Annotated in this window: 23 protein-coding genes; 7 read left to right on the top strand and 16 right to left on the bottom strand. The window is 54.3% G+C overall.

Annotated features, from left to right (window positions below; translation table 11 throughout):
• Positions 1–3 precede the first annotated feature (3 nt).
• Complete coding sequence (gene attM, locus CWM66_RS24025; protein WP_072440844.1) at positions 4–795, bottom strand: N-acyl homoserine lactonase AttM; 792 nt, start codon at positions 793–795, stop codon at positions 4–6.
• 163 nt (positions 796–958) lie between these two features.
• Between attM and CWM66_RS24020 the strand changes: the two genes are divergently transcribed.
• Positions 959–1,858, top strand: coding sequence for a LysR family transcriptional regulator (locus CWM66_RS24020; protein WP_035886901.1), 900 nt, complete (start codon positions 959–961; stop codon positions 1,856–1,858).
• Positions 1,859–1,942: 84 nt separating this feature from the next.
• Here the strand turns inward: CWM66_RS24020 and CWM66_RS24015 are convergent, their stop codons facing one another.
• Positions 1,943–2,854 carry a LysR substrate-binding domain-containing protein gene (locus CWM66_RS24015; protein ID WP_007372485.1) on the bottom strand — a complete coding sequence of 304 codons (912 nt, stop codon included), beginning with the start codon at positions 2,852–2,854 and terminating at the stop codon, positions 1,943–1,945.
• 261 nt (positions 2,855–3,115) lie between these two features.
• On the opposite strand from CWM66_RS24015, the gene CWM66_RS24010 reads away from it, so the two are divergent.
• The 3 genes from CWM66_RS24010 (at position 3,116) to blaOXA (ending at position 5,072) form a co-directional block, all read left to right on the top strand.
• Positions 3,116–3,547 carry a VOC family protein gene (locus CWM66_RS24010; protein ID WP_007372486.1) on the top strand — a complete coding sequence of 144 codons (432 nt, stop codon included), beginning with the start codon at positions 3,116–3,118 and terminating at the stop codon, positions 3,545–3,547.
• 121 nt (positions 3,548–3,668) lie between these two features.
• Complete coding sequence (locus CWM66_RS24005) at positions 3,669–4,229, top strand: GNAT family N-acetyltransferase (RefSeq protein WP_107147430.1); 561 nt, start codon at positions 3,669–3,671, stop codon at positions 4,227–4,229.
• A 39-nt stretch (positions 4,230–4,268) separates the two neighbouring features.
• Positions 4,269–5,072: a class D beta-lactamase gene (gene blaOXA, locus CWM66_RS24000; RefSeq protein ID WP_107147407.1), complete on the top strand. Its 804-nt coding sequence runs from the start codon at positions 4,269–4,271 to the stop codon at positions 5,070–5,072.
• Between the two features lie 298 nt (positions 5,073–5,370).
• Here the strand turns inward: blaOXA and CWM66_RS23995 are convergent, their stop codons facing one another.
• Together CWM66_RS23995 and yajD are read right to left on the bottom strand one after the other, a co-directional pair.
• The gene (locus CWM66_RS23995; RefSeq protein ID WP_072440842.1) at positions 5,371–6,309 is read right to left on the bottom strand and encodes an omptin family outer membrane protease; all 939 of its coding nucleotides are present in this window, start codon (positions 6,307–6,309) and stop codon (positions 5,371–5,373) included.
• A gap of 194 nt (positions 6,310–6,503) precedes the next feature.
• Positions 6,504–6,851 (bottom strand): HNH nuclease YajD, encoded by a 348-nt coding sequence (gene yajD, locus CWM66_RS23990; RefSeq protein WP_043955614.1) that lies wholly within the window; start codon positions 6,849–6,851, stop codon positions 6,504–6,506.
• Positions 6,852–7,367: 516 nt separating this feature from the next.
• Here yajD and CWM66_RS23985 point away from each other — a divergent pair.
• Positions 7,368–7,850: a hypothetical protein gene (locus CWM66_RS23985; protein WP_107147405.1), complete on the top strand. Its 483-nt coding sequence runs from the start codon at positions 7,368–7,370 to the stop codon at positions 7,848–7,850.
• Between the two features lie 230 nt (positions 7,851–8,080).
• Here the strand turns inward: CWM66_RS23985 and actP are convergent, their stop codons facing one another.
• The 3 genes from actP to acs all read right to left on the bottom strand — a co-directional run bounded on the left by actP (position 8,081) and on the right by acs (position 12,245).
• Positions 8,081–9,730 carry a cation/acetate symporter ActP gene (gene actP / locus CWM66_RS23980; protein ID WP_007372492.1) on the bottom strand — a complete coding sequence of 550 codons (1,650 nt, stop codon included), beginning with the start codon at positions 9,728–9,730 and terminating at the stop codon, positions 8,081–8,083.
• Positions 9,727–10,038 (bottom strand): DUF485 domain-containing protein, encoded by a 312-nt coding sequence (locus CWM66_RS23975; protein ID WP_035886908.1) that lies wholly within the window; start codon positions 10,036–10,038, stop codon positions 9,727–9,729. The genes actP and CWM66_RS23975 overlap by 4 nt, the downstream gene beginning before the upstream one ends.
• Positions 10,039–10,286: 248 nt before the next feature.
• Positions 10,287–12,245 (bottom strand): acetate--CoA ligase, encoded by a 1,959-nt coding sequence (gene acs, locus CWM66_RS23970; RefSeq protein WP_107147404.1) that lies wholly within the window; start codon positions 12,243–12,245, stop codon positions 10,287–10,289.
• 688 nt (positions 12,246–12,933) lie between these two features.
• Here acs and gltP point away from each other — a divergent pair.
• Positions 12,934–14,247 carry a glutamate/aspartate:proton symporter GltP gene (gene gltP, locus CWM66_RS23960; protein WP_007372496.1) on the top strand — a complete coding sequence of 438 codons (1,314 nt, stop codon included), beginning with the start codon at positions 12,934–12,936 and terminating at the stop codon, positions 14,245–14,247.
• Positions 14,248–14,280: 33 nt separating this feature from the next.
• On the opposite strand, the gene CWM66_RS23955 is transcribed toward gltP, so the two are convergent.
• The 3 genes from CWM66_RS23955 to fdhF all read right to left on the bottom strand — a co-directional run bounded on the left by CWM66_RS23955 (position 14,281) and on the right by fdhF (position 19,698).
• Complete coding sequence (locus CWM66_RS23955; protein ID WP_071920047.1) at positions 14,281–15,489, bottom strand: MFS transporter; 1,209 nt, start codon at positions 15,487–15,489, stop codon at positions 14,281–14,283.
• 117 nt (positions 15,490–15,606) lie between these two features.
• Positions 15,607–17,337: a penicillin-binding transpeptidase domain-containing protein gene (locus CWM66_RS23950; RefSeq protein WP_064568766.1), complete on the bottom strand. Its 1,731-nt coding sequence runs from the start codon at positions 17,335–17,337 to the stop codon at positions 15,607–15,609.
• A gap of 213 nt (positions 17,338–17,550) precedes the next feature.
• Complete coding sequence (gene fdhF / locus CWM66_RS23945; protein WP_107147400.1) at positions 17,551–19,698, bottom strand: formate dehydrogenase subunit alpha; 2,148 nt, start codon at positions 19,696–19,698, stop codon at positions 17,551–17,553.
• Between the two features lie 256 nt (positions 19,699–19,954).
• Between fdhF and CWM66_RS23940 the strand changes: the two genes are divergently transcribed.
• The gene (locus tag CWM66_RS23940; protein ID WP_007372502.1) at positions 19,955–20,686 is read left to right on the top strand and encodes a response regulator; all 732 of its coding nucleotides are present in this window, start codon (positions 19,955–19,957) and stop codon (positions 20,684–20,686) included.
• A gap of 76 nt (positions 20,687–20,762) precedes the next feature.
• On the opposite strand, the gene CWM66_RS23935 is transcribed toward CWM66_RS23940, so the two are convergent.
• The 6 genes from CWM66_RS23935 to CWM66_RS23910 are packed head-to-tail and all read right to left on the bottom strand — an operon-like array spanning position 20,763 to position 26,859.
• A complete protein-coding gene (locus tag CWM66_RS23935; protein ID WP_107147399.1) occupies positions 20,763–21,767 on the bottom strand; it encodes a carbohydrate kinase family protein in 1,005 nt (334 codons plus the stop codon).
• Positions 21,767–22,627, bottom strand: coding sequence for a ketose 1,6-bisphosphate aldolase (locus CWM66_RS23930; protein WP_007372504.1), 861 nt, complete (start codon positions 22,625–22,627; stop codon positions 21,767–21,769). The genes CWM66_RS23935 and CWM66_RS23930 overlap by 1 nt, the downstream gene beginning before the upstream one ends.
• 11 nt (positions 22,628–22,638) lie before the next feature.
• The gene (locus tag CWM66_RS23925) at positions 22,639–23,325 is read right to left on the bottom strand and encodes a D-lyxose/D-mannose family sugar isomerase (protein WP_007372505.1); all 687 of its coding nucleotides are present in this window, start codon (positions 23,323–23,325) and stop codon (positions 22,639–22,641) included.
• 46 nt (positions 23,326–23,371) lie between these two features.
• Positions 23,372–24,313 (bottom strand): ABC transporter substrate-binding protein, encoded by a 942-nt coding sequence (locus tag CWM66_RS23920; protein WP_007372506.1) that lies wholly within the window; start codon positions 24,311–24,313, stop codon positions 23,372–23,374.
• A 40-nt stretch (positions 24,314–24,353) separates the two neighbouring features.
• Positions 24,354–25,343: a ribose ABC transporter permease gene (locus CWM66_RS23915; RefSeq protein ID WP_007372507.1), complete on the bottom strand. Its 990-nt coding sequence runs from the start codon at positions 25,341–25,343 to the stop codon at positions 24,354–24,356.
• Positions 25,336–26,859, bottom strand: coding sequence for a sugar ABC transporter ATP-binding protein (locus CWM66_RS23910; protein WP_107147397.1), 1,524 nt, complete (start codon positions 26,857–26,859; stop codon positions 25,336–25,338). Before CWM66_RS23910 ends, CWM66_RS23915 begins: the two co-directional genes overlap by 8 nt.
• Positions 26,860–26,986 lie beyond the last annotated feature (127 nt).

The following is a 26,986-nucleotide window of genomic DNA, read 5'->3' as shown; positions in this document are numbered from 1 at the left end:
GGGTTAGTTATACCCCTCCGTTTTCATGATATAACGCGGCCAGATATCAGGATCGTGGCCTGGGATAATCTCTGCATTGTGCATTTCTGTTAACGCCCTGAGTTTGGCGACCGAACGTGCCGCTTCACTGGCGGAAGTCATCAAACCGGGCAGGGCTTTATCGTAAAAATGGTCGAGTGTGTAAGCGGCGTCTATCGCAAGAGTAAATGCCCTTCCGCTGGGAAGTGAGACGATGAAGGACTGATGCCCTGGCGTATGACCGGGTGTGAAAAAGGCCTGTAAAACACCATCGTCGTACAGGTCAAAACCGTCCGTTGCCAGACCTTTCAGGAAGTGCCATTTCAACCCTTCACGATCAAAATCTTTCCGACAATACGCGCCGGCCGCAAACCAGTCCGGTGAAAAGGCATAGTCATACTCCTGACGTTGCACAATATGCGTAGCCGCAGGAAAGCGACCAATCGCCCCTGTATGATCAGAGTGGAGGTGGGAGAGTAAAACATAACGCACGGATTCCGGTGATATGCCCAGATTCGTCAGTTGACTGGCGCAACCCTGATCGGCATCCATGATGGGCTTATAGTGTTCAACGGCATTTCCCCAGTAGCCATGAGGATTGTTCAACCCTTCGACAGCCAGGCCACCGTCAATAACGGTATTGCCCTGCGGATGTGTCAGTAAAAACCAGGGGACGGGAATGACGTAGCTGTCACCCTTGCCCTGATTCATCCTGATGTCATGATATTGGCAACGCTGGTACCCCGACTGCAGCATATAAAGTTTTATTTCTGACATTGATCTCTACCTGTGGAATTCAATGAATTTATGCCTCTGTCACTTCATGAACAGCGACAGGAAATGTATTGTCCGCGACGTCACGAACATCAGGTAGAGATGGCCAGCCACTATTATTTATCGGTTTTACCAATATAATCTCTGCATGGATCTCCTTGCGGCAATGCGCATTTTCATTCGGGTGGTCGAGCGGGGAAATATGTCTGCCGCCGCCCGCGATCTCGGCATCGGACAACCGGCGGTTAGTGAACGGATAGAGCGTCTGGAAGCTCATCTTGGTACGCGCCTGTTGCGACGTCACACGCGTCGAATGTCCCTCACCAGTTCCGGCACTCTGTTTTATGAACGCAGTAAAAATGCTGTCGCTGCGGCAGAACATGCACTGGCAATCGTCAATCCCACAAATTCGCTTAACGGAACGCTGCGTATCGCCGCGCCCTATGGGGCCGGAGAAGCGTTGCTGATGCCAGCCCTGATAAAACTTCAGGCTGAACATCCCGATCTGCAAATAGAGCTGATACTTAATGATCTTGTGACGGATCCGGTTACGGAAGGCGTTGATATTTCATTGCGTCTGGGGGAGATGGGGGAAGGGTATTATATTGCCCGTCAGTTAGGCTGCGTGGGGCGTTTACTGGTCGCCTCTCCCGCTTATCTCCATCGCCATGGCACGCCGGGTTCGCCCGCTGAACTTGTCCGGCATGCCTTTGCACGCGTAGCGGGCTTGTTTATGAACAATCATGTTGCCCTGATAGCTCCTGACAAATCACTACTCAGTGTGCCCGTGAAGATAACATTCAGTGCCAGCCACTGGCGGCCATTGCATACTCTTCTTCTGGCAGGGAGTGCCATCGGCGTATTGCAATCTCCCGTTTGCAGGCAAGATATTGCGCAGGGGAATCTTGTGCCTGTTTTACCCGACTACGTCGTTCCGCCGTTCAATGCCTGTTTGCTTTATCCGCCAGCAAACGTCATTTCGGCTGAAACCCGAATATGTGCAGCTTTCCTTGAAAACGAACTTCGCGCCAGCCTCGCAGATTTAGCCGCTCATGAACAAAAATAAGCGCCTGTGGCTAAAAAGAAACCATTTCATATTCTACGGTCGCCCCGCGCAGCTATACATAAAATCACCATCACGGCTAATTGTTTAGCGGTGAGCTCCTGCGATTGTTTGTTTTGCGCTCTGCTGCATTAACCATGTTCTCACTTTCACTATGGCAGGACGCATGAGCGCTTCAGGGGGATAAATGAGCCAATATGCCTGTCCGGTATTCAGTGTGTTCATGAAGGGTGAAACCACTTCACCTGATAAAATGTTTTCCTGAACGAACCCCCGTCGCATCAGCGCCATGCCTCTTCCGGCCAGCATGGCAAGCCAGGCCCCGCTGCCATCGGTGTAAAGCGGCCCCTTACGGGGATCCACATGGCTGACGCCCGCTTCAGCGAGCCAGCGGCCCCAGTCCTCACGGTGCATATCATGCAGAAGCGTTACACGACTGAGCGCTGAAAGCGCAGGTGGTTCGCCCAACAGCCTCGCCACAGTCGGTGTGCATACCACGATATAGTCGTCATCAATCAGTTTTTCACTGACGGCGTCCTCACAGCGGCCATCGCCATGTCGGACTGCCATATCAATACCCTCTGTAATGAAGGACTGAATGCGGGAAGTGGCACTGATACGCAGATCAATTTCCGGGCAGTCGCGCTCAAAATCAGGAAGCCGCGGAAGCAACCAGTGCGTGGCAAAGCCTGTCGTGCACGCCAGTGTTATGGTATTTCCCTGCATCTCTTGCACGAGAGATTTGGTGGCTTCGCGCATCAGGCTAAACGCCGAATTTATCGAAGAATAGTAGGACTCACCGGCGGCTGTGAGCACCAGTCCGCGTCCTTTGCGCAGAAAGAGCGCAAGTCCGAGTTGCCGTTCGAGTTCCCTGATGTGCAGGCTGATAGCCCCAGGCGTGACGTGCAATTCCTGGCCGGCACGGGTCATGCTGAGATGCCTGGCAACGGATTCAAACGCCCTCAGGGCGTTAAGGGAAGGGAGATGGTCACGCATCATTGAGTTTTCCTGAAAACCGACCTGAAATTAAATCGTTTTTCCTGCCGCGACGTCAACGTTATTAATATGCGCCACGGGAGTCGTGACTCAGGGTATGTACCTACATTTCCTGTTGCAGAAACCGGACATGCAGAGCTCAGAACCTGACGTCCTGCGCCACTACAAATATTAGTGGTCTTATAGTTTAACTCGCCTGTTGACCCAAAGTTAACTTGAGCTTTTATGATGCCAGCCACGAGCTAATAAGGAGTTATTCTGGGTATGAAAGATATTGATGTGGGATTCACACATGTTGCATTTATGGTCAGGGATTTGGACAAAAGTATTGCTTTCTATCGCCGCTATGCCGGTATGGAAGTTATACATATGCGCGAACCCGGCGTCCCGGATGCCCGCAAGGTTGCGTGGTTAAGCGATCATACGCGCCCATTTGCGCTGGTGCTGGTACAGGCGGATAACATCACTGATACACCGCTGGGTAATTTTGGTCACCTTGGCGTTGCCTGCGCAACTCGCGAAGAAATTGATCGTAAAACCGCTATGGCAATCGCTGACGGTGTATTAAGGAAAGCACCGGAATATCTGGGTGATCCGGTCGGCTATTATGTTTTTTTTGCAGACCCTGACGGGAATACCTTAGAACTTTCATTCGGGCAACGTGTCGGGCTTGAAGCAATACGGGCTTTCCGTTAGCTTGGCGTTTAATTACGGATATGCGTGCGAGGTACATTTTCAATGTATCGACATCATTGTTTAACGTTGCCGAATAAGTTCCAGCCAATAAATAACAGTCGATAAGGGAGAAAATATGGCACTGGCGTTGCCGCTACAAACTCAACAATTATTATTACGCAAGTTGAAACCAACCGATCTACCGCAGCTTGCACGCTACCGCGACAAGCCTGACGTCGCCCGTTTCCAGAGCTGGGAGCATTATACTTTGCAGGATGCTGAGAAATTATACGCGCAGCAGCATTCGCTGGCGTTCAACAGCGATGAAACCTGGTATCAGCTTGCTGTTGAACGGCGGGAAGATGGGGCACTAATAGGGGACATCGGTATCCATTTTTTTGATGAGGGAAGACAGGCTGAACTGGGCATGACCTTTGATGTGGAATATCAGAAGCAGGGATATGCCAGCGAGGCAATGCGTGCCCTCATCGCGGTGCTTTTTAATGATTTTGCAAAGCACCGGCTTACTGCTGTTGTTGACACCCGTAATACACGTGCCGTGAATTTACTGGAAAAACTTGGTTTCCGCCGCGAAGCACATTACCGGCAGAATATTTTTTTTAAAGGAGAGTGGGGGGATGAGTATCTTTATGCGCTGCTGAATAGCGACTATTGCAGGACTTGTTCTTTTGAAAAGAAATAAAGTTCATTTTAAGTAACGTCCAGACTTCACCGGAAAACAATGAAAAATAATATAGCTGTGATTGCCTCATTAATTTCTATTCTCTGCGCCCAAAATGCATTCTCCAAAGACTTATGTACACTGATCGTTGCGGCCGAATCAGGAAAAGTCATTTTGCAGGAGGGTCAGGAATGCAATAAACAAGTGACCCCCGCTTCAACGTTTAAAATAGCGATAAGCCTGATGGGGTTTGATGCCGGAGTATTAAAAAACGAAAGTGAACCTGCTTGGGACTACAAAGCAGGATACCCGGACTGGGGCGGTGACAACTGGAAGAAAAAAATCGATCCAACCGCGTGGTTAAAATATTCTGTTTTCTGGTATTCACAACAGGTTGTGGGAAAGCTCGGGCAACAGACATTTGAACGCTATGTGAGGGCTTTTGATTACGGCAATAAAGATGTTTCTGCCGTTGATGTCAGCGCACCGGGTCAAAAGGGCGTATGGGTGATGTCATCATTACAGGTATCGCCTGTTCAGCAAATCGCCTTTTTAAGGAAAGTGGTCAACCGTCAGTTGCCATTGAAGAGTATTGCGTACGAAATGACGGATAACATCACCCGGTATGATGTCAGCCCTGAGGGCTGGACTATTCACGGCAAGACGGGTACAGGTTCGCCGGGACAGGACAATAAATACGATCCAAATAATGCCTATGGCTGGTATGTCGGCTGGGCAACAAAAGGAACCCAAAAAATCGTTTTCGCTAAACTGATTCAGGATGAACAGGCGCTTTCGCCCAATGCTGGCATACGGGCTCGCGATCAACTTATTCACCAAATCTCTGCCGTCATGAAGCCGTAATTGGTAAGGCAGGAGGTAACAGCCACGCGTTCAGTAGCATCCAGGTTGCACGAATACACTGTATGATTCCCTTGGCGAGGTTGATCATGTTAGTAATGCCTCTGTCGGTTATTAGAATACCAGGGTGCTTCCGCTGTTCGCTTATAGCAACTCTGTACTGGCCCACTTCGTGCCGGGAATAGACATTTCTAATATAAGAAATTAATCAATGGGGCAGCCCCCTTTATTCGGGCACCTTTAATGAAAAAGGCCCCGTCAGGGGCCCGGTATTTTTTAAAGATATACGCGTTGCGCTGCTTCAGAAGCGATATTGCAGACCGGCTGTAACGGTATAGTTATTGTTAGAAATGCCGGCAGCATCTCCGCTAATAGATGCTGATTCGCCACTGTTGGTATCAATAATTTGCGTACCGCCTTTGCCTTCTTCAAAACGGCTATAGGCGAATTCAGCAAAAACTTTGGCCTGCGGTGTGACGTAATATCCGGCATCAATTGATGCACCGTAATAGCGTGAACTTGACGTTTTCTCACGGAAAGTCAAGTCGCGCATATAGTGCTCGTCGTTATCATGAGCACGGACCCAATCACTGAATTTAAACAGCGCGTTAAATTCAAAGTCATTAATACGATACTGGCCAGCAAGGCCAATGTATGGCATAGAGAAACGCTGGCTATAACCAATACCACGTTCACCGGCCGGGAAATTCCCGATATTTGTCCCGTTATCGTAATTGTAAGAACCACCGGTAGCGGTCCAGCTGAAACGCGTTTCCTGATAACCTGCCGTTACACCCGCTTTATAGTTCTCGCCCTGGAATATCCAGCCTTTGACATTGAGATCGTATTCATTGGCATAATTAACATGCGTAGCTGGATGGGATGAGTGGTCTGTCCATGCGGATTGCTTGTCGTTCAACCAGTCATAATCATCCATATGACCGGAGCCAGATGCCATAGATGTCCAGCCGCGGGCGTTCAGTGTCAGAAAAGAGTATGCATCCCAGGAAATATCGCCTTTCAGAATGGCGACATTTTTGAGTTTCCAGTCGAGTTGGCTGATTTTACGCCCAGTGACTTCGTCGTAAACCATCTCATGGGATTTCCCGCTCAGCATCCCACCCGAGGCTGAAACCGTTAAACTCTCCGGGGAAAAATCCGGCGTAAATTGCGCCGGTCCTGCATAAACTGCTCCTGAAAACGCGGCCATCATCATCACTGCAACACTACTTTTTTTCATTTTTATATCCCTAAGGCAAATTTAATCAATAAGTTGCGGGTGAATATTAAAAGTCATACAAATAACAATCAACTGCCAGTTTTGGTAATTTTTTGCAAACTTATGTCATGAGCAAGGAACCGGCTGGATTCAATCTGCAAGCAGACGAAGTGCCGCACACCGACCGTTTTTTGCCGAAGGAGACGCTGCTGGCACTATTTCTTCTTGTTAAGCATCGACTTCAAATCGGCAAACGGATTATAGGTTGCTGCACCGACATCTTTTTGTGCATCTTCCCCCGCCACAACGGTGGTGCCGTACTGATCCGCTTCCGTGTATTTTGAGTGTTCGTGGTCATGGCAATACAGACACAATAGCTCCCAGTTGCTGCCATCTTCCGGGTTATTGGTATGGTCATGATCGATATGGTGAACCGTCAATTCACGCAGGTTTGAATAAACAAACTCCCGCGAACAGCGTCCACACACCCACGGGTAGATTTTTAGTGCTTTCTCACGGTAGCCGCTTTCCAGCCGCGCGTAGTTTTTTGGGATCAAAGCCATTGCCGATGCCGCCTGTTACAAAGAGATAGTTTGATAATATCCCATAATAGAACAGAAAGAGATGGAGCATCATTGTTTTGCCGCACATGCGCTGACGGGAAAAAGAACATGGGCCGACTCAGGCTCGAAGCCTCTGTTCAGGATGTCCCCGGGATAGTATTCGCTGCCCTATACTGGCTCTTTCCGGTAAATTCCCTTAATTACCGCCATGTTATCGCGTTAAACACGATGACCTGTTTACATCCGCGTGCTGTTCATCAGGATAAAAGGTCTACGCCAAAAGCCTGATTTCTTTTCTTATTGATGCTGTTACTTTTAAAACTGTTATTTGCTTGATGAACCGGTTGGTTATACAGCGTAAATCGGCGTGTTCCGCTTATTTCCTCTTAATAAACCGATTTGCTGTGCAAATAAAAAATCACTAACACCCTTGATGTGTAAAACGTTCGTATTACAACCCTAATGACAGAAACGCATTCTGTTGCGGGAGTGTCATTGCCATGAGGAGATAAAGATATGTCATCTGTTTATTATCGTGGGGATAAACGGGAGCTTGCCGAAATCCAGAAAACGGGATTCCAGCCACAAATAGTGTCGTGCAGAGGGCGAACGCCAGGCCAGGCGATTGCCTATATTCAAAAGATTATTAAAGACAATAATTATAAAAGCCTTGCGGATATTGGCGGTTATATTATCAGTAATGCAAAAGGCGATTCCGTCTCCGCCTCATGTATTCTCGATGGCGCCTCCTATGGTACTTATAAATATAAAATCACCGTTCCGGCTAATGCGCTGTATTTTGAATTTAAAACCGATGGCAGTGAGGGCGCGCAGCTGGAAAATCAGGGGAGTATGTCCGGGCGCAAACCGTACTATATTTTAACGGATGTTAACCCGGATTTAAGTCAATACGTTATTGTAGGAACAAGAACCGTCACGCAGGAAGCCACATTTTTTACGGATATACCCAGCGACTGGATCTCGTTAATAACAGAATAGATTTTCCACCGATTTATAATTGATACGTACAATGCTTTTTCAGGATTAAAAACCTGAACGTTATCTTCTATTGTTGCATTGCCGCTGGCTGCCTCGACAGCGGCATGCTTTGTTTTTCGGGGGAAGGCCGAATTCCGGCGCTTTTATGGATGTGTCGGTGCAACCTGGATTACGGGTGGCGTCGGCGAAACCAATATGATCCCCGGCCCTGGCAGGCCGGGGCAGGGGGATTAATGCGCGCGACCCTGTTCGATACCAATACCGGTCTGCGAGCGAATAAACTGCGCGCGGAACTGCTCGCGTTCCAGCTTGCCCGCTTCGGTGTTATCGGTAGCGGAGAAGATCCAGATGCCGATAAACGCGACAGCAATCGAGAACAGCGCCGGATACTCATACGGGAAGACCGCGGTGGCGTGGCCGAGGATCTGTACCCAAATGGTCGGGCCGAGGATCATCAAAATCACCGCCGTCAGCAGGCCAAGCCAGCCGCCGATCATCGCACCGCGCGTGGTCAGTTTCGACCAGTACATCGAGAGCAGAATAATCGGGAAGTTGCAGCTTGCGGCAATGGAGAAGGCCAGACCGACCATAAAGGCGATGTTCTGCTTCTCAAACAGAATGCCCAACAAAATGGCGACCACGCCGAGCACCAGCACGGTGATTTTGGATACCTTCAGTTCCTGGCGCTCGGTCGCGCCTTTACGGAACACGTTGGCGTAGAGATCGTGCGAGACCGCCGACGCGCCCGCCAGCGTCAGCCCGGCGACCACCGCCAGAATGGTGGCGAACGCCACGGCGGAAATAAAGCCGAGGAACAGGTTGCCGCCAACCGCATCGGCAAGGTGAACCGCTGCCATATTGTTACCGCCAATCAGCGTGCCCGCCGCATCTTTAAACGCCGGATTCGCGCCGACCAGCATGATCGCGCCAAAGCCGATGATAAAGGTCAGAATGTAGAAGTAACCCATAAAACCGGTGGCGTAGAACACGCTTTTACGGGCTTCCCGCGCATCGCTGACGGTGAAGAAACGCATCAGGATATGCGGCAAACCGGCGGTGCCGAACATCAGGCCCAGGCCTAACGACAGGGCAGAGATCGGATCTTTCACCAGCCCGCCAGGGCTCATGATTGCCGCGCCTTTCGGATGCACCGCCATCGCTTCGGTGAACAGGTTATTGAAGCTGAAACCGACGTGTTTCATCACCATAAAGGCCATAAAACTTGCGCCAAACAGCAGCAATACCGCTTTGATAATTTGTACCCAGGTGGTGGCGAGCATGCCGCCGAACAGCACATACAGCACCATCAGCACGCCAACCAGTACCACGGCGACGTGATAGTTCAGGCCGAACAGCAGCTCGATAAGCTTCCCGGCACCCACCATCTGCGCAATCAGATACAGCGCAACCACCACCAGCGAACCGCAGGCGGAAAGGGTGCGAATCGGCCCCTGTTTCAGGCGGTACGAGGCCACGTCGGCGAAGGTATAGCGCCCAAGGTTGCGCAGCCGTTCGGCGATCAAAAACAGGATAATCGGCCAGCCGACAAGGAAGCCCAGCGAGTAAATCAGCCCGTCATAGCCGGAGGTGTACACCAGCGCGGAAATCCCGAGGAAGGAGGCCGCCGACATAAAGTCACCGGCAATCGCCAGCCCGTTCTGAAAACCGGTAATATTGCCGCCCGCGGTGTAGTAATCGTTACGCGAACGCACGCGTTTCGACGCCCAGTAAGTGATGTACAGGGTGAGCGCCACGAAAATCACAAACATGATAATCGCCTGCCAGTTGGTTGGCTGGCGTTGTACCTCGCCGGTAATGGCATCGGCGGCGTGCGCCGTGAAAGGAAGTGTGGCGGCCAGCGCCGTCAGGACTCGTTTCATGGTGCTTTTACCTCGCTTAGCACGGCTTTGGTCAGACGATCAAACTCACCGTTTGCCCGCCAGACGTAGACGCCGGTCAGCACAAACGAAATCACAATCACGCCAATCCCAATCGGGATGCCGCGCGTCACGCTGGTGCCTTCGTGCAGCGGCGTACCGAGCCAGTGCGGCGCAAAAGCGATAAGCAGAATAAAGCCGACGTAGATAATCAGCATGATGATGGAAAGGGAAAAGGCAAACCGTTGCCGTCTTTCAACTAACTCCCTGAAATGCGCACTGTTTTCTATCTGCTGATAAATGTTATTCATCACAGAATTCTCCAGAGGTCTCCCCGTAGTCTTTCGCGCCGCAGGTTCGTTGGCCGCACATGCCCACCCCAGTCACACAGTTATCTATGCGCCTGGGGATGTGTGCGTTTGCCGCCTTCCTGCAACACGAAATCCATTGGGAACTGTAGGGTGAGGTGATTGTTTCCTCTCCTTATAAGGAGAGCGTTATGGTTTTGTTTGTCAGCCGGATAGTGGCTGACGCCTTATCCGGCAGGGTGTTACGATTCTTAAGACGGCATGGTAATGGCCTGTTTCTCTTCGAGCAGTTTTTCCACGACGCCAGGATCGGCGAGCGTCGAGGTATCGCCGAAGTTACTGGTATCGCCCGCCGCGATTTTGCGCAGGATGCGGCGCATGATTTTGCCGGAGCGTGTTTTCGGCAGCGAATCTGTCCAGTGCAGTACATCCGGCGTTGCCAGCGGACCAATCTCTTTACGCACCCAGTTACGCACTTCGGTGTAGAGTTCCGGCGACGGTTCTTCTCCGTGATTCAGCGTGACATAGGCATAAATCGCCTGGCCTTTGATGTTGTGCGGAATACCCACTACGGCGGCCTCGGCGATTTTCGGATGCGAAACCAGCGCCGATTCAATCTCAGCGGTACCCAGGCGGTGGCCGGAAACGTTCAGCACATCGTCCACGCGGCCGGTGATCCAGTAATAGCCCTCTTCGTCACGACGCGCGCCGTCGCCGCTGAAGTAGCAGTTTTTGAAGGTGGAGAAGTAGGTCTGTTCAAAACGCTCGTGATCGCCAAACAGCGTACGCGCCTGGCCTGGCCAGGAATCGGTGATCACCAGGTTACCTTCGGTCGCGCCCTCAAGCACATTCCCTTCGTTATCCACCAGCGCCGGTTGCACGCCAAAGAACGGATGGGTTGCCGAACCGGCTTTCAGGCTCGTTGCGCCAGGCAGCGGGGTGATCATAAAACCGCCGGTTTCCGTCTGCCACCAGGTGTCCATCACCGGGCATTTACCGTTGCCGATCTTCGACCAGTACCACTCCCACGCTTCCGGGTTAATGGGCTCGCCCACGGAACCGAGAATACGCAGCGAAGAGCGGTCGGTACCCTCAATGGCTTTGTCGCCTTCTGCCATCAGTGCGCGGATCGCCGTCGGTGCGGTGTAGAGAATATTGACCTGGTGTTTATCCACCACCTGGCTCATGCGCGCCGGGGTTGGCCAGTTCGGCACGCCTTCAAACATCAGCGTGATGGCACCGCAGGCCAGCGGCCCGTAGAGCAAATAGCTGTGGCCGGTCACCCAGCCGACATCGGCTGTACACCAGTAAACATCGCCCGGATGATAATCAAAGACATATTTAAAGGTCGTCGCGGCATAAACCAGATAACCGCCGGTGGTGTGCAGCACGCCTTTCGGTTTGCCGGTTGAACCGGAGGTATAGAGGATAAAGAGCGGATCTTCCGCGCCAACTTCCACCGGCTGATGCTGGTCGCTGGCTTTTTCGGTCAGCTCGTTCCACCACAGATCGCGGCCGGCGTTCCAGTCGATTTTGCCGCCGGTACGTTTCAGAACCACGACATGCTCAACGCTGTTAACGTTCGGGTTTTTCAGCGCGTCATCAACATTTTTCTTCAGCGGAATATTACGACCGGCGCGAACACCTTCGTCGGCGGTGATCACCAGCCGGGAACTGGAATCAATAATGCGTCCGGCTACCGCTTCCGGCGAGAAGCCGCCGAAAATCACCGAATGCACCGCGCCGATACGGGCGCAGGCGAGCATCGCGACTGCCGCTTCCGGCACCATCGGCATGTAAATCGCGACAACATCACCTTTCTTAATCCCGAGATCGACCAGCACATTGGCAAACTGGCATACGCTGCGGTGCAGCTCGCGATAGGTGATTTTTTTACTCTGGCTGGCGTCATCGCCTTCCCAGATAATGGCCGTCTGGTCGCCGCGTTCGGCAAGGTGGCGGTCAAGGCAGTTGGCGGCCAGGTTTAATGTGCCGTCTTCATACCATTTAATCGAAATATTGCCGGGTGCGAAGGAGGTGTTTTTCACCGTTTTATACGGCGTGATCCAGTCGAGGATCTTTCCCTGCTCGCCCCAGAATGTGTCAGGGTCGGTGATGGATTGCTGATATTTGGCTTCATACTGCTCCGGATTGATCAGGCAACGTTCCGCAATATTGGCGGGAATATCGTGTTTATGTATTTGGCTCATGGCAATTGCTCTCCTTGTAAGATGTTAATAATATGTCACAAGAACGTTAATTGTAGGGCCTTTACAAGCTTTGTTTACTATTTGAGCGATAGATCACGCATTGATGAGATTCAGTAAAAAAGCAGCAAAATAAATGCGCTGGTGTAATGCAGAAATGAAAAATAGCGGCAGGAAGAAGAAAAATGACTCATAACAGCAGGTTATGGAATGTGACGGTTCGATTACACTTAATAGCGTTGCAGAATAATGCGCTATGGCAACCTGCTGAAAATACATTGCGGAACCAATAGCGTCTTAATTATTTTTAACAGGTACTATTCACTGAGTTAATGACAAATAGCAGACGAAATTTCCGGTATGAAGCGACCCCTGCGACATTTCTAATGATTAAAAAATACGCAAATGAACAAATTTTGCGGAATAATTTCCTGACGGAAATATTGGAATTCAGCAGATTGAAATTTTTTGTATAACAAATACTTATTATTAATAACTGAAATAAAAGACGGCTTTTAGCTAAAAAATCAGTCAAACCCCCTCCCGGTATAGGGTTGCGCGTTACACCCTGCAAATGATACTGATAATGCGCGTTAAAAAACCCCGCAATACCGTGCGACGTTAATCATACCCTTTCAGTATGTGTCGTTCCCGAGCATGGAATGGCGCTTCATTGAGGAAGTCTGTAGTTATGAAAAACATGAAAATCAGCCTGGCCTGGCAGATTCTGCTAGCCCTTGTGCTGGGTATTCTTCTGGGTAGTTACCTGCATTATCACAGCGACAGCCGCGAATGGCTGATTGCGAATCTCCTGTCTCCTGCGGGCGATATCTTTATTCATCTGATCAAAATGATCGTGGTGCCGATTGTTATCTCGACGTTGATTGTCGGGATTGCTGGTGTGGGCGACGCGAAACAGCTTGGCCGTATTGGCGCGAAAACCATCATCTATTTCGAAGTGATCACTACGGTTGCGATCGTGCTCGGTATTACGCTGGCGAATGTGTTCCAGCCGGGGGCGGGAATCGATATGTCGCAGCTGGCCACGGTGGATATTTCGAAATACCAAAGCACCACCGCGGATGTGCAAAGCCACGCCCACGGCCTGATGGGGACGATTCTGTCGCTGGTGCCGACCAATATCATCGCGTCGATGGCGAAGGGCGATATGCTGCCGATCATCTTCTTCTCGGTGCTGTTTGGCCTGGGGCTGTCATCGCTGCCGGCATCGCACCGCGAGCCGCTGGTGACCGTGTTCCGTTCTATTTCCGAAACCATGTTTAAAGTCACCCATATGGTGATGCGCTATGCGCCGGTCGGCGTGTTCGCGCTGATCTCGGTAACGGTGGCGAACTTCGGTTTTGCCTCGCTGTGGCCGCTGGCGAAGCTGGTGATTCTGGTTTACTTCGCGATCCTGTTCTTCGCGCTGGTGGTGCTGGGCATTGTGGCGCGCATCTGCGGGCTGAGCATCTGGATCCTGATCCGCATCCTGAAAGATGAGCTGATTCTGGCCTACTCAACCGCCAGTTCAGAGAGCGTGCTGCCGCGTATTATCGAAAAAATGGAAGCCTACGGCGCGCCTGCTTCCATTACCAGCTTCGTGGTGCCGACCGGTTACTCCTTTAACCTCGACGGTTCAACGCTGTACCAGAGTATTGCCGCCATCTTTATTGCGCAGTTGTACGGTATCGATCTGTCGCTGTGGCAGGAGATTATCCTCGTGCTGACGCTGATGGTGACCTCAAAAGGCATCGCGGGCGTTCCGGGCGTCTCCTTCGTGGTATTGCTGGCGACGCTGGGCAGCGTCGGTATTCCGCTGGAAGGGCTGGCCTTTATCGCCGGTGTTGACCGTATCCTCGATATGGCGCGTACCGCGCTGAACGTGGTGGGGAATGCGCTGGCGGTGCTGGTCATTGCCAAGTGGGAACACAAATTCGACCGCAAAAAAGCGCTGGCCTACGAGCGCGAAATGCTGGGCAAATTTGATAAAACAGCCGGTCAGTAAACTGCTCAATCCCTCCTTCACGGAGGGATTTTTTTATCCCTTTACCGTGTGGCTTTTGCCCATCATCGCCAGAAAACCCGCCACCACCGGCACCAGCGATCCCCACAGCACCGCATTCCAGCCGAAGGCATTAAGTAGTGCGCCGGAGGAGAAAGAGCCGACAATCATCACGCCAAAGACAATAAAGTCATTCAGTGACTGGACGCGGGTTTTCTCTTCCGGGCGGTGAAACTCAATGATCTTCGCCGAAGCGCCGGTAAAACCAAAGTTCCAGCCGATGCCAAGCAGGATCAGCGACAGCCAGTAATGCAGGATGTCAGTACCGAGCAGACCGGCGAGCACGGAGAGGGCGGTGATCAATAATCCCGCAGCGCCAATGCGGCTGGCGCCAAAGCGCTGAATCAGTTTGCCGGTAAAAAAGCCCGGCCCGTACATCGCAATCACATGCCACTGAATGCCCAGATTCGCTGCCTGCTGAGAAAGGCCGTGCTGATGCATCGACAGCGGCGCGGCAGTCATCAGGAAGTTCATCACCATATAGGCCACCGCGCCGCCAAACACGGTGCGACGAAAGCCCGGCAGGCGGGCTATTTCATGAAGTGGGCGGCCGCCGTGCTGCGCGTGAGCGACAACGGCAGGGGATTTGACGCCGAGCAGTACCGTTGCGGCAAGCGCCGCGACCGCTGCCTGCGCGAGAAAGGTAACGGCAAAAGTATGCTCCGGCCAGGCATTCATGGTGCCGGTGACCAGCATCGGGCCAAGTACGCCCGCTACGACGCCGCCGCCCATCACCAGCGATAACGCGCGCGCCCGTCGTTCACTGCCCACGCCATCGGTGGCGGCAAAGCGAAACGAGAGCGCAACAGCCGCGTACGCGCCGCCGAAAAAAGCCGCCAGGCAGAACAGGGAAAAGGAACCGAGCACGACCGCCAGCGAGGCCAGCAGCCCGGTCAACACGCCTGCGCCAGTACCGGTCATAAAGGCAGCCCGCCTGCCACGACGGCGAGCCAGCGCGCCAAACGGCAGAATGCAGGCCGCCATCCCCAGAACAAAAACTGTGACGGGCAGTGTTGCCAGCGTGCTGCTCGGCGCGAGGGTATTACCGACTATCGCGCCGGTGGCGTAAAAGACGACCGAGTTAGCGCCAGCCAGCGCCTGTGCTGTCGCGAGACGCGCAATGTTGTGGTTCTGCTGGCTGACCGGTAATTCTGCTTCCGTGGAGTTCAACACCTGCGCTCTCATTATCAGGGGATTCTGTTGATGACATTACACTACCGGGCGGTTTGCCACACCTGTCAGACATTACGCCCCATCGTGACACCGCCATCAACATCCCCATGCGGCGTGAGCCTCCCGGCATCAGGATGCATTTACGGAGGGTTTATTGCTGATGGCATCAGGCGCGATGTTCATATGTTTCAGTACCGGGCCGATGATTTTGCCGAAAATCGGCGCTGCGACCGAGCCACCAAAGTGATCGCCCACTGTCGGATGGTTAACCATCACCACCAGCGCCACTTCCGGGTGGCTGGCCGGGGCAACGCCTGCGGTGTAGTTGACGTAGCCGCCATCGTACTTCCCGTCGGTACCCATTTTTTCCGCCGTACCGGTTTTGGTGGCGAGCTGATAGCCCGGTACTGCCGCGCGTAAACCTGAGCCGCCGGGTAAAACATCGCTTTCCATCATATACACGACGGTTTTCGCGGTGGCCGGATTCGCCACTCTGACGCCCATCACCGGCGGCGTGACTTTGGTGATGGAAAGAGGGCGATAGATACCGAACGAGCCCAGCGTCGCATATTCCCGTGCGATCTGCAGCGGGGTTACGCGCAGGCCGTAGCCAAAAGAGAACGTTGCGCGTTCAATATCGGCCCAGCGCTGGCGGTGTAAGGGAAAGTAACCCACACTCTCGCCCGTTAAGCCCAGCCCGGTAGGTTTGCCGAGGCCAAACGCCTGGTAGGTATTCACCAGCGCCTGAGCTGGCATGGCAAGCGCAATGTGGGACGCGCCCGTATCGCTCGATTTCTGCAAAATGCCGGTTATCGTCAGGCGCGGCCAGTGCCCGACATCCCGTATCAAATGCCCGTTGACGACGTAAGGCGAGGTATCAAGAACCGAGTTCGGCTGGATTAAATGGCGCTCCAGCCCTTCGAGAACCACCAGCGGTTTCACGGTTGAACCCGGTTCATAGCTATCGTTAATGGCCGTGTTGCGCATTTGCATCGGGGTGGCGCTTTCGTAATTGTTGGGATTAAACGAAGGGTAAGACGCCATTCCCAGAATCTCGCCGGTGTCGATTTTCACCAGCACAGCCGCACCTGAATCCGCCTTGTTGAGCAGCACGCCATCACGTAATGCGCTGTAAAGTGTGTATTGATCGAACTTGTCGATGCTGAGCTGAACGGTTGGCGGTTGCTGCGGCGGTTCGTAATTGACCACGGAAATCAGGTGGCCGTCACCGTCCTGGCGGTACTCTTCCTGGCCCGGTTTGCCTTCAAGAATGGTGTTATAACTTTTCTCCAGCCCATTCAGCCCCGTGTTATCGGCGCCCACGATGCCTAAAAGCGGCGCGGCAGCTTCTCCCATAGGATAAAAGCGGCTGTCGTCATATTCGGTCGTGATCCCTTTCAGATGCAGCGCGGCAATATCTTTGGCGATACCCAGTTCGATTTTTCGGCCCAGGTAGAGGAAGTGCTTCGTGGGATTCGCTGTAAGCTGCGCCCGCAGGGCTTGCGGGCTGACATTGAGCGCTGCGGCGAGGTAAGCCCACTTCGGGCTGGTAAAATCAGGATTCGCCTCGAGAATGCGTTTCGGATCGGCAATGATGTCGCGCGAGGGAACACTCAGGGCTAACGCCTGGCCGTCACGATCCACCAGCGTGCCGCGGTTGGTCGGTAGCGTAATGGTGCGTAATGAGCGCTGATCGGCTTCATGCTCCAGCATCGGGTGATTGAGCAGTTGCAGGTCGGCAACGCGTGCCAGCAGGAGTGCTAAAAACACCAGAATCACAAGAGAAAGCAGGTGATACCTGTTCAGGTTAAATGAGGAACTGGGGTGATCTTCTCTACGGTGTTTTTTAACAGGAGGCATGGGGTTTCGCGGCAATCATCAATGAGCACATTTACCTGTTAGTTATAGGTAAACATGCCAGCAGATGACAGAAGAACTGTGTTTCAGTTCGTTAATAATGATGATTTTTCAGGAAGTTGATTGCGGCGCTGTCCACTCGTGGCGTGACTAACGGAAGATAAATAAAAAAGCGGAGTGAAGATCACTCCGCTTTGACTTCGACAAACGCGGCTATCAGCCCATCGCGCTTTCGCGCAGCCGGGTTTTCAGCTTGTTATATTCGTCGATCACATACTGCTCGGCGGCGCGCTGATCGGCGATCGGCTCGATGCGCACGGCGCAGTACTTGTACTCCGGCGTTTTGGTTATCGGGCTTAAGTTCTCCGTCACCAGCTCGTTACAGGCGCCAATCCACCACTGGTAGGTCATATACACCGCACCTTTGTTCGGGCGTTCGCTGACCTGCGCACGGGTGATGATTTTGCCTTTACGCGAGTTAACCCACACCAGCGCTTCATCCTCAATGCCCAGCCTTGCGGCGTCGTCGGCGTTGATTTGCGCATAGCCTGGTTCATCCGCCAGCGCGGCCAGCGCCGCACAGTTGCCGGTCATTGAACGGCAAGAGTAATGGCCCACTTCACGCACGGTGGAGAGCACCATCGGATACTCGTCGGTGAGTTTATCCATCGGCGCGACCCAGTCGCAGGTGAAGAATTTCGCCAGCCCGTTCGGCGTGTCGAACTTCTCTTTAAAGAGATAAGAGGTGCCCTGATCGGCCTCCGACGTATCGCGACACGGCCACTGGATGTAGCCCAGCTCACCCATTTTTTCGTAGGTGGCGCCGTAGAAATCGGGGCATAAATGACGCAACTCGTCCCAGATCTCCTGCGTGTTGTTGTAATGCATCGGATAACCCATACGGGTGGCGATTTCACTGATGATTTGCCAGTCCGTTTTCAGATCCCACTTTGGTTCAACCGCTTTGAAGAAGCGCTGGAAACCGCGATCTGCTGCGGTATAAACGCCTTCGTGCTCGCCCCAGGAGGTGGAAGGCAGGATGACATCCGCCGCGGCTGCGGTTTTGGTCATGAAAATATCCTGCACAATCACCAGTTCAAGCCCTTCAAATGCCTTACGAACTGCCGACAGTTCGGCATCCGTTTGCAGCGGATCTTCACCCATAATGTACGCGGCGCGCACTTCGCCATGCTCAACGCGATGCGGTAGTTCGCTAATGCGATAACCGGTATGCGCTGGCAGGCTTTCCACGCCCCACGCTTTGGCGAATTTCTCGCGGTGCGCCTCTTCTTTCACATACTGATAGCCGGGGTAGGTATCCGGCAGCGCGCCCATATCGCACGCGCCCTGCACGTTGTTCTGACCGCGTACCGGGTTGACCCCAACATGCGGTTTACCCAGGTTGCCGGTCAGCATGGCAAGACTGGTGAGCGAACGTACCGTTTCCACGCCCTGATAGAACTGGGTCACGCCCATGCCCCACAGAATGGCTGCAGTTTTCGCCCCGGCGTACATACGGGCGGCCTGGCGGATCTCCTGCGCGCTGACGCCGGTGATCTCCTCGACCGATTCCGGAGTGTAGCCCTCGACAATCTTCCGGTACTCTTCAAACCCTTCCGTCCGGTTGGCGACAAACGCCTGGTCGTAGAGGTTCTCTTCAATGATCACATGGCCCATGGCGTTAAGCAGGGCGATGTTGGATCCGTTTTTCAGTGCGACGTGCATGTCGGCAATGCGCGCGGTTTCAATTTTGCGCGGATCGCAGACGATGATTTTCGCCCCATTCTGTTTCGCCCGAATCACATGATTGGCGACGATAGGGTGAGAATCCGCCGGGTTGTACCCAAAGATAAACACTAAATCCGTGTTATCGATTTCATTAATGGCATTACTCATCGCGCCATTGCCGACCGATTGGTGCAGACCTGCAACCGAAGGGCCGTGTCAGACACGAGCGCAGCAGTCGACGTTATTGGTACCAATAACGGCGCGCGCGAATTTTTGCATTATGTAGTTGGTTTCATTACCCGTACCACGGGAAGAACCAGTGGTCTGAATGGCATCCGGGCCGTACTTCTCTTTAATGGCGCGTAAACGGCTGGCGACATAATCGAGCGCTTCATCCCAGGAGACCGACTCCAGTTTTCCGCCGCGCTGGCGACGGATCATCGGGCTTTTAAGCCGGGGCGTCAGGATCTGGGTATCGTTGATAAAATCCCAGCCGTAATAACCTTTCAGGCAGAGAGTGCCCTGATTGGTTTTGCCCTGTGCGGCTTCCGCCCGAACGATTTTGCCGTTATCGACCACCAGATGGATTTTGCATCCCGAGGCGCAATACGGGCAAACCGTGACGACTTTTTTCATCACTTTCGCTCCAGTTAACAGTGTCGCCCCCACTATGCATCTTCTATGCCATAACAATATTGGGGGTATTTACCGATGTTACGCCGGAAATTTGCGCAAAATACTGACGAAAAACAGGCCATCGTCAAAAGTGACGTGACGAAGAGCGAGGGGGATGTGACCACGGTTAAAAATTCGGCATTTAGTCGCTGCATTTATAAATGACCGCCAACAGAATGGATCAGACTTACCCAAACGGGCCTGGCGGAAGCGGACAATGAAACCTGCAATTCTGGTGGTGGATGACGATAGCGCGGTGTGCGAACTGTTGAAAGAGGTGCTGAGCGAGCATGTCTTTACGGTTTACGTCTGCCATAACGGGCGGGATGCGCTGACGCTCAGCGCGCAGCATGCGGATATCGCGCTGGTGCTGCTCGATATGATGCTGCCGGATATCAACGGCCTGCGGGTGTTGCAGCAGTTGCAAAAACAGCGTCCGTCGCTGCCGGTGGTGATGCTTACCGGGCTTGGTAGCGAGTCGGATGTGGTGGTCGGCCTGGAGATGGGCGCGGACGACTATATCGGCAAACCGTTTAACGCCCGCGTGCTGGTGGCGCGCGTCAACGCGGTACTGCGGCGCAGCGGCGTGCTGGCGGCAGAAATCCCAATGGAAAAGCAGCCCGGTTTTACCTTTAATGGCTGGCATCTTGACCCTGAGCGCTGCGAGCTGTTTAACCCGCAGCATCAGGTGGTTGGCCTGACGCAAGGCGAGTACAGCTTGTTGCTGGCGCTGGTGCAAAATGCGCGTCGGGTGCTGAACCGCGAACAGTTGCTGACCTTAACGCACAGCGAAAGCGTGGAAGTGTTTGATCGCACCATTGATGTGTTGATCATGCGCTTACGCCGCAAAATCGAAGCTAATCCCCACCAACCGGCGCTAATAAAAACCTTGCGCGGCCTCGGCTATGTCTTTGCCGCCGACGTTGCGCACAGCGATAAAGCGGCGTAGCCGTCATCCGGCCAAACACCAGACAATCAACAGGTTATCTGGCGCTGGCTATATCGTCTCTTGTTCCGGCAAACTCCTACAGCGAATCTCCAATCTCCTGCTGCAATGCCTCCAGCGTCTTCGCGCCGTCGATCGCATTGGCGCACAGCAGGCTGGCGCGTGCGCAGGCATGTGCCAGTTGAATGCTCTTTTGCAGCGGCCAGGCTTCGTGGCAGCCGTATAAAAAACCGGCGCAAAAAGCATCGCCCGCACCGACACTGCCGATAATCTCCGACTGGCTTAACGTGCGCGACGGGATCCACGCTCCGGCCTGATCTGCCGCTTCGCCCCATGCGCCTTCCGGGCAGTGGATCACTACCCGCTGGCGCACACCGGCGGCCAGCAGTTGCGCGGCGGCGGCAGCGATATGCTCAATATGCGGTTCATCGGTTGCGGTGCGCATGGGCAGCCCGCTAAATTCCCCGGCTTCCAGCTCGTTAATCACCAGAAAATCAAGATGCTTCAGGCACGGCAGCACCAGCGGCTGGTAACGCGGATCGCCCTTGCGTGACACCAAATCCAGCGAGGTGAGAAAACCCTGCTCGCGCATCTGCGCCAGCAGCCGCGCGCTGCGTGTTCCGTACTCTTCGTCCGGCAAATCGAGGCTATCAAGTAGCAAGAGATAGCCGAGATGGAAAATCTTCATGCTGCCGTCCAACTGCTCAAACGCCGGTAAATCCAGCAGACGGTTCGCGCCGGGCGAGTGGAAAAAGGTGCGCTGCCCGGAGGGATCGGTCATCACCTGCGACATTGAGGTGGGTGCAGAAGGGGTGCGCTGCACCGCCTGGCGATTGACGTGGTACTGATCCAGCATCGCCATAATGTAATCGCCATCGCTGTCTTCGCCCACTAATCCCACCGCCTGCAACGGCATGCCCACGTGCAGCTTTGCCAGCGTCAGCAGCACATTCAGAGGCGCGCCGCCCGTTGAGCGCTCGCTCTGGGTGATCTCCGCCAGCCAGCCGCGTTCCGGCCACTGCACGATCTGGTGAACATGATCGACCAGCATATTGCCGGCGGCGATAACGCCCTTGCGCGCCATCAGAGTTGCCCCGCGCTGCCGAAAATGCGCATCTGTGTGGCAACGGTATCGGTGATGGCTTCTTCGACGCTCAGCAGGAGCTGGGCGAACTCATCGTACAATGGCTGGCGATCTGCCATGCGCTGCTCAATGGCGCCGAGCGCGGCCTGTGACATGCCGGTGTAGAAATTGATTTTATGGATACCCAGCGAAATGGCGCGGCGGAAATCCGCATCGCTGATACCGGAACCGCCGTGCAGCACCAGCGGCAGACCGGTCTGCTGGCGAATGGCATCCAGGCGCTCAAAATCCAGCTTCGGTTCGCCTTTGTATTTGCCGTGGGCATTGCCGATAGCCACCGCCAGCGTGTCGATGCCGGTACGGTCAACAAAATCCCGCGCCCGCGCCGGGTCGGTAAAACAGGCTTCGTCGGCATGGCCATACAGCGCGCCGCCTTCATCACCGCCAACCGCGCCCAGCTCCGCTTCCACCGAAACGCCGACCGCATGGCACATCTTCACCACTTCCCGCGTCTGGCGAATATTTTCTTCATACTCCAGCACGGAACCGTCAAACATCACCGAGCTAAAACCGAGGCGCAGCGCGCGCACGACCGATTCAAAATGCAGCCCGTGATCGAGGTTCAGCACCACCGGAATGTCGTGGCGCGCGGCTTCGAACTTCACCGCTTCGACCAGCGATTCCAGCGAGACATATTTAAAATGGACTTCGGCGATGTTGATGATAAAGGGCGAGCGCTCCTGCTTTGCCGCGGCAAACAGCGCGCGTAAAAAGTGCGAGTCGAGCACGTTAAACGCGCCCAGCGCATAGTGATGTTCACGGGCGTGCGTCAGACCTTCAGCGAGCGAAATCAAAGGCATAGCTTCCTCCTTTAGCCGAGAAACAGATGATATTCGTTACACAGCGCCAGCAGTGCCGGTTCGTCTTCCTGAATAGCGTTAAAGCGATCAACGGGGTACAGGAAGTGGTTGTCGTGATCATCGTCATTCACCGACGACACTTCACCAACCAGCACATCGCCAAAGCCCGGTTCGCCCCAGAAGCTGTGATACAGCCCCGGCGACAGGCAAATACTTTCCCCTGGTGAGAGGCGCAACTGGCTGCCTGCCGCATGAGTCTGGATACAGCCATCAATGACCACGGTAACGTCGGAGGCAATCGTCTCTTCATGTGCGCCGGCGTTCCACAGCTCAATAATCAGATTACCGCCGCCGCGATTAATGATGTCCTCGCGCTTGCGCCAGTGAAAATGCATCGGCGTAAGCTGACCGTCGCGCACGTGCATAATCTTTTCCGCATAACATTTTTCATACGGCGTGCCGTTGGGCGAGCCGTTACGCAGAGTGAACAGCGTCAATCCCTGGGTAAAGAAATCGTCGCCGCCAAATGCAGTGACATCCCATCCCAGTTTCAGATCGAACACTTCACGCCACGCCGCACGATCGAGCTGTTGCCATTTGGTTGGCGGGAAGCTGGCGAAAGGCGGCAAATGGACATCGTGCATTGAGAAAAACTGCCGCGTGTGGCCGAGAATTTCATTAATGGCGGAGCGTTTCATTTCACCTCCAGAGAAGATCCCCCGCCGGAAAAGCGGGGGGAAAACCCTATTTCACCGTCCAGCCTTTGTAGCTGCCGACGTTCTGTTTATCGATCATCGTCACCGGGATCAGCACCGGCGCGGTTGGCGCGGGCTTGCCTTGCAGAATGTCGTAGCCGATCTCCACCGCGCGGGCGGCCATCACTTGCGGATCCTGCGCCGGAGTGGCGACAAACAGCGAGTTTTTGCGTTTCAGCGCCTCTTCGCCATCCGGGCTGCCATCGACGCCTACAATAAAGAACTCGTGACGCTGTGCCTGTTTGGCGGCCAGATCGGCACCGATCGCTGTCGGATCGTTAATCGCAAAGACACCGTCGATTTTCGGGTTGGCGGCAAGCAGCGAGGTCATCACTTCCAGCCCACCTTCGCGGCTGCCTTTCGCGTTCTGGTTATCAGAGAGCACTTTGATATCCGGGTGGCGCTTAAACTCGGTCTGGCAGCCTTCGACACGGTTTTGCACCGCAGAGACCGGCGGTCCGTTGATGATCACCACATTGCCTTTGCCTTTCAGGCGGTCGGTAATGTACTTACAGGCCATTTCCCCCGCCTGGGTGTTATCGGAGGTGATGGTGGCGTCGGCACCTTCTGCCGCCACGTCAACCGCCACCACCACAATCCCGGCCTCTTTTGCCCGTTTCACCGCCGGGCCGATGCCTTTGGAATCCGCGGCGTTGAGGATGATCATGTCCACTTTGGCGGCAATAAAGTTATCGATCTGCGCGACCTGCTGGCCCAGATCGTAACCGCTGGAGACCAGCGTCACTTTGACGTTATCGCCCGCCAGTTTGCGCGCTTCCAGCTCCGCGCCTTTGGTGATCTGCACGAAGAAGGGGTTCGCCAGATCGCCCACCGTAACGCCAATGGACTTCAGATCTTTGGCCTGCGCAAACGGCGCGCTGGTCAGCAGAGCAGCGGCGCAGAGCGCCGTGACAAGAGGTTTAAGACGCATGCTGTAATCCTCACTTATGTTGCTGTTTTGTAGGGTATTGTTATGCTGCCTGATGATGCCGGGTACGGTATTTGTCGATCAGCACCGCTATGATGATCACCGCCCCTTTGATCACCAATTGCCAGAAGTAGGAGACGCCCATTAGCGTCATGCCATTGTTAAGGGTGGCGATAATCAGCGCGCCAACCAGCGTGCCGGTGATGGTGCCGATTCCGCCGACAAAACTGGTGCCGCCAAGGATCACCGCGGCGATGGCATCCAGCTCATAGCCGGTGCCGAGGTTGCCGTTGGCGCTGTACAGCCGCGAGGCGCTCATCACGCCGCCAAGGCCGGAGAGCAAGCCGCTCATGCCGTAGACGAACAGCAGCACCAGCCACACTTTGATGCCGGTCAGGCGCGCTGCCTGCATATTGCCGCCCACCGCGTAGATATGAACGCCCAGCGTCGTGCGGCGCAGGATAAACCAGCACAGTACAATCACCGCCAGCGCAATCACCACCAGCCACGGCACCGGGCCAAGATAGTTATTGCCGACCCACTCAAAACTGATATCGGAGTTAATCACCGTGGTGCCGTCTGCCAGCAGATAGGCCACCCCGCGCAGCGCGGTATACGTACCGAGGGTGACAATGAATGGCGGCAAACCAGCAAACGCCACCAGCGCGCCATTAAACAGGCCGAGCACCAGGCCGAGCATCAGCGCCGCCGGGACGGAGAGCAGGGCCAGTTCGGGCATCAGCGAAACCACCATCGCCGCGACCGCCGTGGTGCCGAGAATCGAACCCACAGAGAGATCGATACCGCCGGTCAGAATGATGAAAGTCATGCCCGCCGCCAGCACAATGTTGATCGACGCCTGGCGGGTAATATTCAGCAGGTTGCTTTCGGTAAAAAAGTTTGGCGCGATAAAGCCAAAAACCGCGACGATCAGGATGAGAATCGGCAAAATGCCGACAGTTTGCATCAGATCGCCCATCAACATCTTTTTGGCGGAAGGGCTTTTCGCTGCGTTCTCTTTAGCATCAGTCATGGTGTACCGCCTGGTGGTGGGATTCGTTAACGCCGGTGGCCAGCGTCATAATGTTTTCCTGAGTAATCTCATGTTGTTGCAGCTCGCCGACGATGCTGCCTTCGCGCATCACATAAACACGATCGCTCATGCCGACCACTTCCGGCAGCTCGCTGGAGATCATCAGGATCGCCACGCCTTGGCGCGCCATCTGGTTCATGATCCGGTAGATCTCGCTTTTGGCACCGACATCCACGCCGCGCGTTGGCTCATCAAGGATCAGAATGCGCGGGCCGATCGCCACCCAGCGGGAGATCAAGAGCTTTTGCTGGTTGCCGCCGGATAAGCCGCCCGCCCGCACCTGCGCGTGCGGTACGCGAATATTTAATAACTTGATGGCGTCATCGGAGATCGACTGCGCTTTTTTGCGATCGAGCATTCCCCACGCCGCGTCGCGCTCCAGCGTTGCCATGGTGATGTTTTCCTGCGCCGCCAGCTCCAGAAACAGGCCTTGCTCTTTGCGGTTCTCCGTCAGAAAACCGATGCCTAAATCGATGGCGGCGCGCGGCGAGTGGATCACCACTGGTTCACCGTCCACTTCGATCATGCCGCCAGTGGCTTTGCGTACGCCGAAGATCAGCTGCGCCAGTTCGGATCGTCCGGCACCGACCAGCCCGGCAAGGCCGACGATCTCCCCGGCACGCACCTGCAAGCTGACTGGCTGGATTTTCTCGCCGTCTGTCAGGTGTTGAACGCTCAGACGCGGGTTGCCAAGTGGGATATCGCGCTCTTTGTTAAACAGGTCGCTCAATGGCCGCCCGACCATCATGCGCACCAGTTCAGAGGCATTGAGTTTGTCGCGCGTCAGGCTGCCGACATACTGGCCGTCGCGCAGGACGCTGACGCGATCGGAGAGTTCATACACTTCCGCCATGCGATGGCTGATGTAGATAATCGCCATCCCTTCATCGCGCAGGCGCAGGATCAGTTCGAACAGACGATGCGTTTCGCGTGAGGAGAGGGCGGCGGTGGGTTCATCCATCACCAGAATGCGGCTGTTGCGGTGTAAAGCGCGGGCGATCTCCACCTGTTGCTGCTCGGCGATAGTCAGCTTCATCACCCGATCGGTGGCGGTGAAATTCGCGCCAAGGCGATCAATCACCGCCTGCGCCTGTGTCACCATCTCTTTGCGCTGCACCAGCCCGCCGCGGGCGATTTCACTGCCAAGAAAGATGTTTTCCGCCACGGTCAGGTTCGGCGCTAACTGCATCTCCTGGTAAATCAGTGTGATACCGGCAGCGAGCGCATCTTTGGGGCTTTTGATGGCGTAAGGCTGGCCGTCAATCATGATCTCGCCGCTGGTGGCGCTATACGCCCCGGCGAGAATCTTCATCAGCGTGCTTTTCCCCGCGCCGTTTTCCCCCATCAGCGCATGGATCTCGCCGGGCCAGACCGTCAGATCGACCCCTTTGAGGGCGTAAAATTTGCCAAAAGCTTTGGCAATGTTGCGCATCTCCAGTACGGGCGTGTTGCTCATCAGCGGGCTTCCTTGGAGGAACGATATCCGCACTTCATCACACGTTAGTAAATGCACAATGTCAGGTTCTGTTCATATTTGTCATAGTTACCTGGAGAAACCGTTTCCTGCCGTCCTGCGGCAGGAT

It is taken from the genome of Kosakonia sp. H7A (assembly GCF_003028445.1).
Taxonomy (GTDB): domain Bacteria; phylum Pseudomonadota; class Gammaproteobacteria; order Enterobacterales; family Enterobacteriaceae; genus Kosakonia; species Kosakonia radicincitans.
Note: the sequence above shows the minus strand (reverse complement) of the source record. Positions and strands in the feature narration are given on the sequence as shown.